Origin of the sequence: Corallococcus sp. CA054B (assembly GCF_003611625.1) — a bacterium.
GTDB classification, from domain to species: domain Bacteria; phylum Myxococcota; class Myxococcia; order Myxococcales; family Myxococcaceae; genus Corallococcus; species Corallococcus coralloides.
Genome location: NZ_RAVY01000014.1, coordinates 41,409 through 56,228, shown reverse-complemented (window position 1 = coordinate 56,228; position 14,820 = coordinate 41,409). Strand labels below are relative to the sequence as shown.

The 14,820-nt window shown below is 71.5% G+C and carries 11 protein-coding genes; 6 read left to right on the top strand and 5 right to left on the bottom strand.

Translation table 11 applies throughout. From position 1 onward, the window contains the following. Positions 1–6: 6 nt before the first annotated feature. The 3 genes from mdcG to D7V80_RS05890 all read right to left on the bottom strand — a co-directional run bounded on the left by mdcG (position 7) and on the right by D7V80_RS05890 (position 5,041). Positions 7–666, bottom strand: coding sequence for a malonate decarboxylase holo-[acyl-carrier-protein] synthase (gene mdcG / locus D7V80_RS05900; RefSeq protein ID WP_120587225.1), 660 nt, complete (start codon positions 664–666; stop codon positions 7–9). Positions 667–924: 258 nt separating this feature from the next. Further along, complete coding sequence (locus tag D7V80_RS05895) at positions 925–2,463, bottom strand: hypothetical protein (RefSeq protein ID WP_233585164.1); 1,539 nt, start codon at positions 2,461–2,463, stop codon at positions 925–927. Between the two features lie 85 nt (positions 2,464–2,548). Further along, positions 2,549–5,041, bottom strand: a complete 2,493-nt coding sequence (locus tag D7V80_RS05890) for a ribonuclease H-like domain-containing protein (protein ID WP_120587245.1) — start codon at positions 5,039–5,041, stop codon at positions 2,549–2,551. 191 nt (positions 5,042–5,232) lie between these two features. Between D7V80_RS05890 and D7V80_RS05885 the strand changes: the two genes are divergently transcribed. Next, complete coding sequence (locus D7V80_RS05885) at positions 5,233–5,868, top strand: YafY family protein (protein WP_014398634.1); 636 nt, start codon at positions 5,233–5,235, stop codon at positions 5,866–5,868. Between the two features lie 72 nt (positions 5,869–5,940). Then, positions 5,941–7,485, top strand: a complete 1,545-nt coding sequence (locus D7V80_RS05880) for an NAD(P)/FAD-dependent oxidoreductase (protein WP_120587223.1) — start codon at positions 5,941–5,943, stop codon at positions 7,483–7,485. Positions 7,486–7,500: 15 nt separating this feature from the next. Here the strand turns inward: D7V80_RS05880 and D7V80_RS05875 are convergent, their stop codons facing one another. Beyond that, positions 7,501–7,995: a DUF6321 domain-containing protein gene (locus D7V80_RS05875; RefSeq protein ID WP_120587222.1), complete on the bottom strand. Its 495-nt coding sequence runs from the start codon at positions 7,993–7,995 to the stop codon at positions 7,501–7,503. Positions 7,996–8,089: 94 nt separating this feature from the next. After that, complete coding sequence (locus D7V80_RS05870; protein ID WP_120587221.1) at positions 8,090–9,400, bottom strand: S41 family peptidase; 1,311 nt, start codon at positions 9,398–9,400, stop codon at positions 8,090–8,092. A 192-nt stretch (positions 9,401–9,592) separates the two neighbouring features. Between D7V80_RS05870 and D7V80_RS05865 the strand changes: the two genes are divergently transcribed. From D7V80_RS05865 to D7V80_RS05850, 4 genes are all read left to right on the top strand, one after another. Further along, on the top strand, positions 9,593–11,674 hold the full coding sequence (locus tag D7V80_RS05865; protein ID WP_304987108.1) for a carbon starvation CstA family protein: 2,082 nt from the start codon (positions 9,593–9,595) through the stop codon (positions 11,672–11,674). Continuing rightward, positions 11,671–11,877: a YbdD/YjiX family protein gene (locus tag D7V80_RS05860; protein WP_120587220.1), complete on the top strand. Its 207-nt coding sequence runs from the start codon at positions 11,671–11,673 to the stop codon at positions 11,875–11,877. The genes D7V80_RS05865 and D7V80_RS05860 overlap by 4 nt, the downstream gene beginning before the upstream one ends. Positions 11,878–11,963: 86 nt before the next feature. Beyond that, on the top strand, positions 11,964–13,382 hold the full coding sequence (locus tag D7V80_RS05855; RefSeq protein WP_120587219.1) for an RICIN domain-containing protein: 1,419 nt from the start codon (positions 11,964–11,966) through the stop codon (positions 13,380–13,382). A 94-nt stretch (positions 13,383–13,476) separates the two neighbouring features. Beyond that, a complete protein-coding gene (locus tag D7V80_RS05850; RefSeq protein WP_120587218.1) occupies positions 13,477–14,814 on the top strand; it encodes a hypothetical protein in 1,338 nt (445 codons plus the stop codon). Positions 14,815–14,820: the final 6 nt, after the last annotated feature.

The window sequence follows — 14,820 nt, the reverse complement described above, 5'->3', positions numbered from 1 at the left end:
CGCGTTTCAGGACTCGGAGGGGAAGAGGGCGCGCAGCTCGCGGAGCGTGCGGGGGCTGGCGCCGCGGGGGCCGGTGACCCAGATGCGCTCGGGCTCCAGCGCGAGTTCGCGCCAGGACACGGCGCCGCCGTCTGGCATCAGCACCTCGCCGTCCAGGCGCACCACCGAGTGGCGCCGGGACACCGCTTCCAGCCCGAACAGCAGCCGCTCCACGTCCGACCAGCGCGCGGGGGAGAACAGCAGGTCCACGTCCGACAGCGGCCGCACGAAGGGCACGCCCGAGCGGTGCTGCCAGGCCAGCGAACCGAACACGCCCACCGTCAAATCCAGCGCGCTGCCCAGGGCGATGACGTCGTCCAGGGCGGGGCCCCAGGCCGCGGGGGCCGTGGCGCGCACCTCCTGCACCGTGGGCGGCGGCAGGTGGCGCTCCACGGCGGACAGCGCCACGTGCAGTGACAGGTGGCGGCGGCCGGGCAGGGTGAGCCCCAGGCGCAGGTCGTCCTCCCGGTCCGGCAGGTCCTGGCGGGCGACGGCGAAGGGCCGGCCTTGAGCCCGCCACGCCGTGACGTGCACGAGGACGTCCGGGATCAAGGGAGAGCGCAGGGCTTCCGCCCAGTGGTCGCCCAGGTACACCCAGTCATGCCGCACCGGACGTTCACCGCCCATCAGCGGGAATCTCCTGCCGCCAGGGGGAAGCCGGGCCCGCTTCCGCGACGCGGGACGGGGCTGCCCCCGGGACAGGCGGAAGCGGAAGCGGTGGAGCTCACTCCTCGATTCATTACCCGGATTCACGCCGCCGGTGGGAGCGATCCTGCACCAGCCCGTGCCGGTTGCTCGCGGACGCGTGAATCTCCCCGGAAATCCGGGTGGGAGCAGAGCGCACGCATCAGGGTTTCCCCTGAGATTCCCCTTCCGCGCGGGGAGCTAGCGGGGCTTCTGGAGGAGGGGGCTCACGGCGCTCACGTGCTGGCGGCGCATGTCGATGAGGATGTCGTAGTTGCGCGGCTCCGGGGCGACGGGGCCGGCGGCGAAGCGGTAGAGGCCGCTCACGTCGCGCTCGCGGGGGAAGCGCTCCTTCACCAGGGCCTTGAGCATCTCCTTGGCCACCCACTCCGCGTCCACGGAGACGGAGCCGAACTCGTCCAGGTAGTGGAAGGGCGCGGTGGAGTCCGACTGCTTCGCGGTGAGGACGAAGACGCGCGGCTTCCTGTCCGGGACGACGAGGCTCGCGCCCTGCTCCATCACCGCCAGCTCCCGGCCCTGGGGCAGGGCGAACAGCTCCAGGGACTGCTCGTGCGCGAGCAGGGCGCTGAAGGCGACGAACGCGGTGAGCAGGCCCGTGGCCATGCGCGGGCCATGCCTGGGCCAGATGGTGCCCAGGTTCACCAGCGACGCGGCGAAGAACACGGCCCAGACGCCCGTGAGCGCGTTGAGCGTGCGGTAGGTGGGCCACCGCTCCCCGGCGAGGAAGCTCACCGAGTACGCCGCGCCCGACAGCGTCACCAGCGCCAGCAGCCAGCGCCCCACGCCCCCGAGCCCCGAGCGGCGCCCCTCCACCGCGATGCCCATGCCCAGGAGCGTCAGCGTCAGCACCACCATGGCCCGGTAGCCGTCCATGTCGCCTACCGGCGCCTCGTTGAGCGCGGACAGCGCGAGCGCGTTGGGGAACACGTGCGTGAGCGCCCAGACGGTCTTGTCCACCCAGTGCTTCTCGAAGCTGAGCCGGGGCGAGGGCGAAAAGACGCCCGCCTTGAACAGCACCTGGGTGACGGCGTACGCGAGCGCCAGGCCCGCGACCATCACCAGCAGGTGCTTGAGCATCCAGCGCGCGGTGTCCTTCAGCGACACGTCGCGGTGCACCACCAGCGACGCCGCCAGCAGCACCGCGGAGAACAGGCCGCTCACCTGATAGATGAGCGTCGCGGTGGCCATGCTCCCCACCGCGGCCAGCGCGTACGGCCACCGGACGGGGGCCTCCGCTCCCGGCGGACCGAGGGCGCGGCGGGCGAAGGCGAACGCGCCCAGACCCAGCATCAGCGCCAGGGCCTGCGGCCAGCAGATGCTCCAGTTGGCGATGACCTGCGCGGACGGCGTCACCGTGAGGAACCCCGCCAGCAGCGCGGCGGAGCCCGGCCTCCAGCCCTCCTTGCGCAGCAGCAGGAACACCGCCGCCGCGAGCACTCCCAGGCCGGCCACGCCCATGAGGCGCAGCCCCATCAGCCCGTCGATGCCGTCGGCCGCCTTCGCGGACACCTCCAGCATCCAGCCGTAGAGCGGGCGGCCCTGTGACGCACAGAAGCGGAGGATCTTCCCCGGCTCCTCGCGCGCCTCACGCAGGATGGCGTAGTCGTCACGCAGGCCATACCGGTGGATGACCGCGCTCCAATAGATGAGCCAGGGAAGCAGGAGCAGCAGGGCCACGGTGCCGGGAACCACCAGCGCGCGCGGCGGGAGACGCTTCATCAACGAGAAGGCCATCGAAGTTGACGCAACGTAGCAGACGCCTCCCACTGACTCCCGGAGGAACCGGGACACGGCAGCGTTCCAGTCACGGTGAGAAGGGCGGGGCTCCAACCACCTGCGCGTCCTCGCCGAACTCCGGGCCTCGGGGCGCTCTCACGACGGTGAGCACGGGCCGCGCGTCCGCGAGCGACGGGGTGAAGAGGGAGGGCTGATCCGGGTCCGCGAACACCGTCGCGAAGTCCTCCGGGGCCAGGCCTCGCGCGAGCCGGGCCGCGAACGAGTCCTTGAGCAGGCGCACGTAGTACTCGACGTCGTAGTCGCGCGCGTCGTCGCCCGTGGGCTCGCCCGGAGCGGGGCGCGGGGCGGGCTCTCCGTCCTCGGTGAGCGCTTCCGGGAGCAGGCCCGCGCGGCCGCCGGTGGCGCGGTAGATGCGCACGCGCTCGCCCAGGGACCAGTGCTCACGGCCGTTCGTGAGCAGCGCTTCGTAGGGCAGCTCCCTGCGCTGCTTGCGCGTGGCCAGGTACTGCGAGGGGGACTTGGTCAGCCGCACCTGCGCGGAGACCTCGAAGGTGGGCACCTGGCGCCGCCGGAGTGCCATCACCGCGTCCACGTACGTGTCGCGCACGGCGCGCACGTCGCCGGCCAGGAGGTGCTGGAGGGCGCGGCGCAGGAAGTCCTCGCCATAGGGCTCCGCGCGGCTGGAGCGGAAGGCCACGCCGCGCAGGAGCAGCGGCCCGGCGTAGGGCTGGAGCGCGTAGTTCTTCGGTTCGTGCGACAGCATGGCGGCGTAGCGCCCGTCGAACTCCAGCTTCACGCGCGGCGGCAGCAGGGCCGCGACCTCCGACACCACGCGCCGCTCGTCGGTCTCCGTCCAGGCCTCCGGCACCGCGAAGTAGACGCCGTCCGTGTCTGCCTCCAGCAGCGTCACGCCCCGGTGCGCCAGCTCGCGGCACATCAAGCCCAGCAGCTCGCGTCCGCGCCGCGTCACCTCGTTGGCGGCGTGCACGTCCGAGAAGCGGGTGAGGCCCACCGCGCCCAGGTAGCCGTAGGCGGAGTTGATCAGGATCTTCATCGCCGCGGAGATGGCTTCGTGCGTGTGGCGCTCCGCGGAGCCGGGCGGGGCCTTCTTCGCCTTGGCCTTCGCGTCCAGGCGTTGATCCACCAGCCGGTCCACCATCGCGAGCAGCGCGTTCAGCCGGTCGCGCTTCGGCCCGATGCGGTACTGGCGCATCAGCGACGGGTAGAGGCTGGCCACGTCCGCCTTCACGATGTGGCGCGCGACGCCGGTGGCGAACAGGTGCAGCGCCGCGCCGCTGTGGGACGTGCCGTCGCCGGATTCGTGCGCCGGCAGCGCCGCGCCCGAGCGCACGTAGGCGCGCACCATCAGCGGATCCAACACGCCCGTCGCCGGCCCCGCGTCCGCCAGCCGCTCGTAGCGCCGGGGGGCCATGCGCGCGAGCGCGAACGCCGCGCCGCCCAGGAGGTGCGCCAGCCCCGCGGCCTCCGTCACGTCCTCGCGTGCGTAGCGGCGCACGCGCTCCGGGTCCTTCAGGAAGACCTCGTGGATGCGCGCGCCGGGGATGAGCTCGCGGTCCGGTCCGGACAGGCCCAGGTGCCGCGCCACCGCCTTGAGTCCGTGGCCGGGCAGGTCGCGGGCGGCGAAGTCGTGGCGGCGCACGGCGTCCAGCGTGTCGATGAACTCGCGGCCGGGGACGGTGTAGCGCGCGCGGCGCATGGCGTCCGCGTCACGGCCTCCGGGCCCCCGGTTCAGCGCGGCGCCCCTCGCGGACGGGCGGTGGCGCAGGCCCGGCAGCCCCGCGCGGCCCAGCGCCAGCGGCACGTTCAGCCGCTTCGCGCGCTGGTCCAGGAAGGGCAGGTCGAAGCCGTGCAGGTTGTGGTTCTCCACCACGTCGGGGTCGGCCTCGCGGATGCGCGCGACCAGCCGGCGCAGGAGGTCCGCCTCGCCCGCGTCGCCGTCCGCCGTCACCTCCAGCGTCTCCGCGCGGCCATCCGGGGCCCTCAGCGCCACGAGGAAGATGCGGTCCCGGGATGGATCCAGGCCGGTGGTCTCCAGGTCGAACTGGAGCCTTCGCAGGTCGTTGAAGCCCAGGTCGCGGAAGTACGTGCGGCCGGTGGCCACCAGGTACTGCTCCTCCGGAGGCAGCGCCAGCGCCGCGGCCGGGCCCAGGTCGCGCAGGTGGCCCACGCGTTGGTCCAGCCGCTTCGATGCGCCCTTGAGCACCGCGGACGCCAGCGCGCGGCCGTCCTCCGCGCTGACGAGGAAGCGCAGCGCGCCGGGCCCCTCCAGCTCCCGGTACGTCACGGCTCCTGGCACGGGCGGCACCGGCGGCGGGCCCTCCGGGCGGAGCGCGTCCCCCAGGTGCTCCAGGTCCTGGAGCGACGCGAGCAGCACCCAGGGCCGGTACCTTGCGTCCTCGCGCAGGCGCGCGTGCGTGCCCGGCTGCCGCTTCCAGATGAAGGCGCGCCCGTCCGGCTCCGCCCAGACGGACACGATGCCCGGCGTGGGGTCCCATCCCCACAACCACTCGTCCTCCAGCGGATGGGGCGGCGGGACCATGTGCGGGGACTCGGGGGACGGAAGGCGCGGCGCGCGGGCGCTGCTCCAGGCGCTCATAGGCGCGCGAGGGCCCGCTTCGCAAGGGTGGGCGGACAGGAGCGGCGTGGCGCTGTCGGGAGGGCTTCGCATCGCGGGTGCCTGCCAGCAGCTTGAGGCCCCCGGCTGACAGCGGTATGTCAGGATTCACCGTCATGCAGCGCACCGAGCGACTCTTCGCCCTCGCCGAGTACCTGAGGGGCCGCCGCACCGGCGTCACCGCGGAGGTGCTGGCGGAGCGCTTCAGCGTGACGGTGCGGACCATCTACCGGGACCTGGACGCGTTGCGCGCCGCGGCGCTGCCAGTGGGCGCGGAGCGGGGCAGGGGCGGCGGCTATGCGCTGGACCGGGGCTACAGCCTGCCTCCGGTGAACTTCACCGCGCGCGAGGCGGCGCTGGTGGTGGCGCTGGGGCGATTCGCCATCGGCATGCGGCTGTTGCCCTTCACGGGGACGCTGGAGTCGGCGCTCGACAAGGTGCGCTCGGCGCTGTCCACGTCCGCGCAGCGGGAGCTCCTGGACCGGCTGCGCGAGCTGACGTTCCTGGGCGTGCCGTCGCTGCCCACGCGCAAGCCCGTGCGCGAGGCTCTGGAGCGCGCGTGGTTCGAGCGGCAGCCGCTGCGCATCACCTACGTGGACGGCAACTTCCTGGAGACGGTGCGCGAGGTACGCATCGAGTCCGTGGTGATGGACCGGCACGAGACGCGGCTGGACGCGGTGGACCTGGCGTCTGGCGAACGGCGCCACTTCCGGCTGGACCGCATCACCCGGGCGGAAGTGGTGGGGGCCTGACGCGCGAGGCAGGGGACGCGCGAGGGCCGGCCCTTCGACCCGGCGGGCTGAGCCGGGTGGAATGTGCACAGCATGAAGGTCAGGGGCTCCGAGCCCCAGCGCTTCCAGGAGATCCGTCCGGTGTCTTCCCCTCTTCCGCGGCACGTGCGCGTCGCCATCGTGGGTGCGGGCTTCGCCGGGCTGGGCATGGCCATCCGGCTGAGGCAGGAAGGCATCAACGACTTCGTCATCCTGGAGCGCGCGGGCGACGTGGGGGGCGTCTGGCGCGACAACGTCTATCCCGGCTGCGCGTGCGACGTGCAGTCGCTGCTCTATTCGTTCTCCTTCGCGCCGAACCTCGGCTGGTCGCGCGTCTACTCACCGGGCTGGGAGATCCAGGCGTACCTGCATGACTGCGTGCGGCGGTTCCAGTTGGAATCCTTCCTGCGCTTCGGGCACGCGGTCCTCTCCTCGAAGTGGGACGTGACGACGCGGCGCTGGGTGCTGGAGACGTCCCACGGCGTCCTCACCGCGGACGTCTTCGTGGTCGCGGTAGGCACCTTGAGCGAGCCCGTGATTCCACCGCTGCCCGGCCTGGAGCGCTTCCGGGGCAAGGTGATGCACTCGGCGCGGTGGGATGTGAGCTACGCGCTGGCCGGACGTCAGGTGGGCGTGGTGGGCACGGGCGCGTCGGCGGCGCAGATCGTGCCGGCCATCCAGCCGGAGGTGGGCCGGCTCGTCCTCTTCCAGCGCACGCCCGCGTGGGTGTTGCCCCGGGGCGACAAGCCCAACAGCGCCCTGCGAAAGGCCCTGTACCGGTGGGTGCCGGGCGCGCGGTGGCTTCTGCGTGAGGCGCTGCGCGTCCTGCGCGACAGCCTGGCCCTGGGCTTCCAGCACCCGTGGATCTTCCGGCTCGCGCAGCGAGGGGTGCTCTGGCACATGCTGAAGGGGGTGAAGGACCCGTCGCTCCGCGACCGGCTCACGCCCCGGTACACGATGGGGTGCAAGCGCATCCTCGTCTCCGACGACTACCTGCCGGCCCTCACGCGCCCGAACGTGGAGGTCGTCACCGCGTCCATCCGCGAAGTGCGCGAGGACGCGGTCGTCACCGCGGATGGCGCCGTCCATCCGGTGGACACGCTCATCTTCGGCACCGGCTTCCAGGCGACGGACATGCCCCTGGGGCACCACATCCAGGGCAGGGACGGCCGGACGCTCGCGCAGGTGTGGGCGGGCAGTCCCCGGGCCTTCCTGGGCACCACCGTGAGCGGCTTCCCCAACCTCTTCCTCCTGGAGGGGCCCCACACCACCCTGGGCCACACCTCCGTGCTGTTGATGATGGAAGCCCAGGTGGAGCACGTGCTGGGCGCGCTGCGCTACCTGGAGGCCCGGGGCGCCGCCGCCGTGGAGCCGGATCCACGAGCCCAGGACGCCTTCATGCGCGACCTGGATGCGCGGCTGTCCCGCTCCGTATGGAACCAGGGCGGGTGCCGGAGCTGGTACATGGATGCCTCGGGGCGCAACTCCGCCCTCTGGCCTGGCTCCTCCACGTCCTTCCGCCACCGGGTGGAGCACTTCGAGCCGTCGGACTACGTCACGCTTCCCCGGGCGAGCGTGCCTCTCACGCTCCGGTCTTGAGGCGAATCGCGGGGCTCAGGACTTCTTCGCGCGCTTCCGGGTCGCGGTCTTCCTCGCGGTGGCGGGCGCGCGCTTCTTCGCCGTCGCACGGCGGGCGGCCACGGTGGTTCGCGTCTTCTTGGCGCCGGAGCGTTTGGCGGCGGGCTTCGCGCGCTCTTGCGACGCGTGGTAGCGCTCCAGGAGCTTCGTGCCCTTGGTGGCGAGCCGCTTCGCTCCAGCGGTGTCCTTTGGCACGGGTTCGCCCCAGGCGCGAGCGGACAGGGCGAGGCGCGTGGGCTTGCCCTGATCATCCACCATGGGCCCGCGCGGGTGCGCGAAGTGGCGGCGCAGGAAGCTGCCCTTCCTGCGCAGCTTCTCCGGCGTGTCCTCCTTGCCCTTCACGCCGGGCTTGAGGTTCGCGCCTTCCTTCTCGTGGAACCACTCGCGGCCCGCGGCGGTGAGCCCGCCCTTTGGATCCTTCAGGCGCCGCGTGCGCGTGACGCTCTTGCGAGTGGGTGAACGGGTCGGCATCGGACGTGCTCCTCTTTGAACGCCGGTGAAGGCTTCCGCATGAGAGGTAGGTCGTCCCGGCCCTGCAGGCACGACGTGACAGGCTGCCTGCTTCCTACGGCGTGGGTTTCGCCTCCGGGGACACCAGCGAGTCCGCCAGCGCACGGATGGCGCGCGCGTGCGAGTGCCACATGTCTTCGCCGTTGAAGATGTCCAGCGGACGCTGGGGTGGCAGGCCCCGGGCCTCGTGGTCCTGGCCCTTCGCGTCGGCGTAGTGCTCGTTCGACAGGTGCACCGTCCATCCGTTGGGCAGCGGCTTGACGAGCATGTCGGAGAACGCGCCTCGCGTGGCCGTGCCCACGTGGACGACGTTCGGGAGCGCGCGCAGGGCCAGCGTGAGGACCTCGCCCGCGCTCACCGTGACGTCGCTGGTCACCACGTACACGGGCCCGTGGAAGGACGGACGTGACGAGGGCTGGAGCGTGAACTCCTGCGGCGGAACGTCCTTCGCGCCCGTCGCCCACTTGGAATACGCGCGCCCGGGTTGCGCCGTGAAGCGCTCCGCGACGGCGCGAGCCACGGCGTCGTAGCCGCCCCGGTTGTTGCTCACGTCCAGGATGACCGCGTTCGCACCCGCGAAGGTTGTCAACGCCTCGTCCAGCACCGGCTCCAGCGCGGCCAGCTCCTGGGCCAGCGTGGGCGTCCTTCCTTCCTCCCCGGCGACGAAGCCGCCCATCGTCAGCAGGTTGAGGTAGCCGACGCGGGGCGCGGCGAAGCCCCAGAGGACGCGCTGGTTTCCGACATGATGGCCCTCGCCGCGCAGCACGGTCTGGAGGGTGCCGTCGCGGTAGGCGCGCATCCATTCGCGCTGCACCTCGCGCTCGGGACGCGCCGTCGCGGCGGCTGCCTGCTCCAGCATGGCGAAGGTGCCCGTGGGTTGGGGCTCGTACGTCAACGTGTCCGAGTCCGCGTCGCCCGCGATCAGCTCCACGTGCGCATCGTTCAGCGAACGGAGCGCGTCCGCGAAGAGGGTGAACAGCGCGCGGCCGTCCATGCCCGGCGTCACCCGCGAGCGCTGCGCGTCCAGGCGGGCCAGCCAGTCCGGGTCTCGCTGGGGGAAGGAGGCGTAGTGCTCCGCGAAGGTCGCCCGGAACACGTCGAACAGCTCCAGCGCGCTCCACACATGCGGCGTGTCGCAGCGGGCGGGCAGGGCGGCCAGCCGGTCGAAGCGGTAGCGCGTCTCCCCCGGCCCGGCGAGGAAGTCCCGGACGTCCGCCGAGGGCCCCGGCTCCTGCACCCCGAACATCTCCATGAGCTCCGCCGACGATGCCGGATCCGGATGGCACCCCGCAGCCGTCTCGTGGTGCAGGCGCAGGCCCTCCGGCGTCACCGAGAGCAGCCAGCCGTACCCGCGCGAGCGCCACACGCCATGCGCGTCCGAGGCGCTGGCCTTCGGCGTGGCGTGCGGCGTGGCGCATGCGGCAATCAGTCCTGCGAGGACGAGGAGAACGGCGTCGCGCCAACTTCCTCCACCACCCGACACCCCACCGCGAGCGGGACGGGGGATGCGGAGCGTGCGCTATAAACCTCGCGCGGGGTGGAGGTGGCCTGCCCGCTGATGGGAGACATCATGGGTGGAGTCGCTCGGAAGTTGGGATGGGTGGCCCTCGCGCTGGCCGGGGCCTTCTGTCTGGGCGTGGTGGCGCTGCACCGGGGAGAGTCCATCAGTGCCATCTGGCTGGTGGCCGCCTCGGTCGCAACCTTCATGCTGGGATATCGTTTCTACGGCCGTTTCATTGCCGAAAAAGCGCTCCAGGTCGACCCGTCCCGCGCCACGCCCGCGGAGCGCCGCAACGACGGCCTGGACTACGTACCCACGGACCGGTGGGTCGTGTTCGGCCACCACTTCGCGGCCATCGCGGGCGCGGGGCCGCTGGTGGGCCCGGTGCTGGCGGCGCAGATGGGCTACCTGCCCGGTACGCTCTGGATATTGGCGGGCGTGGTGGTGGCCGGCGCGGTGCAGGACTTCGTGACGCTGTTCCTGTCCGTGCGCCGCGACGGCAAGTCGCTGGGCGACATGGTGCGCATGGAGCTGGGGCCCGCGGCCGGCGTGACGGCCATGGTGGGCGTGCTGATGATCATGATGATCATCCTCGCGGTGCTTGCGCTGGTGGTGGTGAAGGCGCTGACGCACAGCCCCTGGGGCACCTTCACCGTGGCGATGACCATCCCCATCGCGGTGGCCATGGGCCTGTACCTGCGCTACGTGCGGCCCGGCAAGGTGCTGGAGGTGTCCATCGTCGGCTTCGTGCTCCTGATGCTCAGCATCTGGCTGGGTGGTCAGGTCTCCGAGTCCGCCACCTGGGGCCCCTGGTTCACCTTCGACAGCCGCACGCTGGCGTGGCTGCTCATCGGCTACGGGTTCTGCGCGGCGGTGCTGCCGGTGTGGCTGCTGCTCGCGCCGCGCGACTACCTGTCCACCTTCCTGAAGATTGGCACCGTGCTGCTGCTGGCGGTGGGCATCGTGCTGGCGGCGCCGCACATGAAGATGCCGGCGGTGACGCGGTTCGTGGACGGCTCCGGGCCGGTGTTCTCCGGCAGCCTCTTCCCGTTCCTCTTCATCACCATCGCGTGTGGCGCGGTGTCCGGGTGGCACTCGCTCATCGCGTCCGGCACCACGCCGAAGATGCTCGCCACGGAGGGCGACGCGAAGCTCGTGGGTTACGGCGCCATGCTGATGGAGGCCTTCGTGGCCATCATGGCGCTCATCGCCGCGTCGGTTCTGGAGCCGGGCGTCTACTTCGCCATGAACTCGCCCGCGGCGCTCATCGGCACCGAAGCGGCGCAGGCGGCGGCGACGATCAGCCAGTGGGGCTTCGTCATCACCCCGGAGGTGCTGGAGCAGACGGCGCGCGACATCGGTGAGACGACCATCCTGTCCCGCGCGGGCGGCGCGCCCACGCTGGCGGTGGGCATGGCGCAGATCCTCCACGGGCTGGTGTCCGGCAAGGGGATGATGGCCTTCTGGTACCACTACGCCATCCTCTTCGAGGCCCTCTTCATCCTCACCACCGTGGACGCCGGCACGCGCGTGGGGCGCTTCATGATTCAGGAGCTGGCGGGCCTGGTGTACGCGCCGCTCAAGCGCACGGAGTCCTGGGGCGCGAACCTGCTGGCCACCGGGCTGTGCGTGGCCGCCTGGGGCTACTTCCTCTACCAGGGCGTGGTGGATCCGCTGGGCGGCATCAACACGCTGTGGCCGCTGTTCGGCATCGCCAACCAGATGCTCGCGGCGGTGGCGCTCACGCTGGCCTGCGTGACGCTGGTGAAGATGAAGCGCGAGCGCTACGTCTGGGTGCCCGGCATCCCCGCCGCGTGGCTTGTGCTGTGCACGCTCACCGCCGGCTTCCAGAAGGTGTTCGGCGGCGACGTGCGCGTGAGCTTCGTGGCCCACGCGCGGGCCTTCTCCCAGGCGGTGGCCGAAGGGCGTCTCATCGCCCCGGCGAAGTCCGTGGAGGAGATGGAGGCCATCATCCACAATGACTACCTGGATGCCGGCCTCACCGTGTTCTTCATGGGGGTGGTGGTGGCGACCATCCTCTTCGGCCTGCGCGCCGCGCTCCGAGCCCGGAGCTCGCCGGTGCCCACGTCGCACGAGACGCCCTACGTGGCCGCCGCCGCCGTCCCGGTGAAGCCGTGAGGCGCGGATTCGTTCAGGCACTCCAGCGCGGCTGGCGGCAGGCCGTGCGCACCGCGCGGTCGATGATTGGCGTGCCGGATTACGACACCTACGTCGCCCACATGCGCCGTCACCATCCGGACAAGGCAGTGATGACCTACGCGGAGTTTTTCAACGACCGCCTCCAGGCCCGCTACCGCGGCGGTGGCGGCCGGTGCTGCTGAGCGGATGAGGCGTTGAGTCTTCCGGATAAAACTGCTTAGTGGGTTTTACGGGTCAGGCCCGTTCAACCTCTTCGCAGGAGTCTGCCGTGTCTCGTACCTCGACGCCGTTCCGGATGTGGGCGCTGGGCGCCGTGTTTCTCGCATCGTTGGGAGGTTGTTCGGGCCCGGAGGACGCGCCTGCCGCCGGTGAGCCGGTGGGGAAGGTGGAGTCCGCCGCGCTGTCGACGCGGGTGGTGGGCTACCTGCCGACGTGGGCGGGGGACGTGAACACGTTGCAGTACTCGAAGCTGTCTCACATCAACTACGCGTTCGCGCTGCCCACGGCGTCCGGCGGGCTCACGGGGGTGAGCAGCTCTGACGCGCGGCTGCGCTCGCTGGTGACGCAGGCGCATGCGCAGGGCGTGAAGGTGCTCATCGCCGTAAGCGGCTGGAACGACGGCAACGACAGCGCCTTCGAGCAGATGGCGGCCAACGCGGGCACGCGCACGGCGTTCGTGAACACGGTGGTGAACTTCGTCAACGCGGCCGGGCTGGACGGCGTGGACATTGACTGGGAGTACCCGGACCCCGGCACGTCGGGGAACAACTACGCGGCGCTGATGCGCGAGCTGGGCACGGCCATGCACAGCCGGGGCAAGCTGCTCACGGCGGCGGTGGTGGCCAACGGCTACACGGGCGGCGGCGTGCAGGCGTCCGTGTTCAGCGACGTCGATTTCCTCAACATCATGGCGTACGACGGCGGGCAGCCGCATTCGACGTATGACCTGGCGGTCCAGTCGCTGAACTACTGGAAGGGGCGCGGCCTGCCGGCGTCCAAGGCGGTGCTGGGCGTGCCGTTCTACGGGCGCTCGCCGTCGAGCTACGTGGGCTATTCGGAGCTCGTCGCTCGCGACTCGCAGGCGCCCTACAAGGACAACGTGGGGGACGTCTATTACAACGGCATCGCGACCATCCAGGCGAAGACGCAGCTGGGGAAGCAGAACGGCGGCGTGATGATCTGGGAGCTGTCCCAGGACACGTCCGGGAGCACGTCGCTGCTCAACGCCATCTACTCCGTGGCGCAGGGCACGGGCGGCGCGGGGGCGTACCGGCTGGTGACCAAGGCCTCCGGCCGGTGCGTGGACATCAACGGCCCCAGCACGGCGGACGGCGCCACCATCCACCAGTGGGCCTGCCACACGGGCACCAGCCAGCAGTGGTCGATGGAGGCGACGGACAGCGGCTACTACCGCTTCGTGTCGCGCTACAGCGGCAAGGCGCTGGACGTGCGGGACGTGAGCACGGCGGACGGCGCGGGGCTCCAGCAGTGGTCCTACGGCGGCGGGAGCAACCAGCAGTTCAAGCCGGTGGCGCTGGGCAACGGCTACCACCGGCTGGAGGCACGCCACAGCGGGAAGGTGCTGGACGTGACGGGCTGCCAGCAGGGCAGCGGTGACGGCACGCTGCTCCAGCAGTGGACCTGGTCCAACAACGACTGCCAGCAGTTCCGGCTGGAAGCGCTGTAGCCCCTTCGAGGGAGGCGGGACCGGCGCGGTGCCGGCCCCGTCGTGCCCCGGGAGCCGTCCCAGGCGCGGTGCGGATGGTATAGGGGCATCCGCGATGACTGATTCACTCTCCCGGTGGGGACAGCTGCTCCGTCGTCCCATCGACCTGGGATGGGAGCGCCTGCGCGCCCCGTATGCGACGGCGCTGGGGGTGTGCTTCGCGGTGCTGGCGCTGCGCTCGCATGCGCGGCTCTTCCAGGCGCACCTGTGGGCGGAAGATGGAGCGGTGTTCCTGACGGATGCGCTCGCGCACGGCTTTGGCGCCACGTTCATCCCCTACGCGGGCTATCTGCACATCGTTCCCCGGCTGCTGGCCTGGGGCCTGTCGCTCCTGCCCATCGAGGCGTTCGCGCTCGGGCTGGCGTTCGTCATCCTGGCCATCAACGCGGCGGTGTTCGCGCTCATCGCGCGGGTCCGCTTCCGCTGGCTGGTGCCCCATGACGGCGTCCGCGTGCTCGCCGCCATGGCGTTCTGCTTCCTGCCGGGGACCTGGGAGGTGACGGGCAACCTCGCCAACCTCCACTCCATCCTCTTCTACGCGGTCATGCTCGTGGCGCTCCAGGACCTGGAGCGGCCTTTGGGAATCGCCGACGGAGTGGTGCTGCTCGCGGCGGCCTCGAGCGCGGGCGAGAGCGTGTTGCTCGCGCCGGTCTTCCTCCTGCGTGGCGTGATGCGGTGGCGTGACGGCCGGCCTTCGCGCGAGGTGCTCTGGGAGGGGCTGGCGGTGGTGGTGCTGACGGTGCCAGCGGGGGTGAACATGGTGCTCTTCCGTCAGTCCGGCATGCCCGCTTCGGACTTCGCCCACTGGCCGCTCTCCCGCATGGCCGAGCACCTCTGGAACACGCTCAACGTCCGCTACGTGCTGCACCCGGTGCTGGGCGACGGAGGGACGATGTCCTATTTCCGCCGGCCGCTCGCGGTCCGGATCCTGGTGGCGTGCGGGTTCATCGCCGTGCTCGCCCTGGGCCTTCGCCGGGTGCCCGCGCGCCCACGCGGGTTGCTGCTGGCCGCCTGCGCGTGCGTCTTCCTGTTGATCCCGCTCACCTGGTACGTGCGCTCCGGATCCGCCGATTACCCCACGTTCGGCAGGTTCTGGGATCCGGGCGTGGTGGAGGACCGCTACATGCTGTTCGCGCTCCCAGCGGGCGTCGTCCTGTGGGTGGCGGCGCTGGCGAGGTTCCGGCCCCTCTTCGCCGCGGGCCTGTGCGTCGCCGTGATGGTGCTGGCCTACCCACGGTGGGCCTTCGAGTCGTGGGGCCCCGAGCGCGACTGGGCCCGGAGCGCCCACCTCATCCGCGTGACCCGCGAGACACCGGGCGCGGAAGCCTCCGTGCCCATCAATCCCATCGGGTGGTCCGTCTTTGTTCGAGGCGCCCCGCGCCCGGGGCCGTGACCGCGG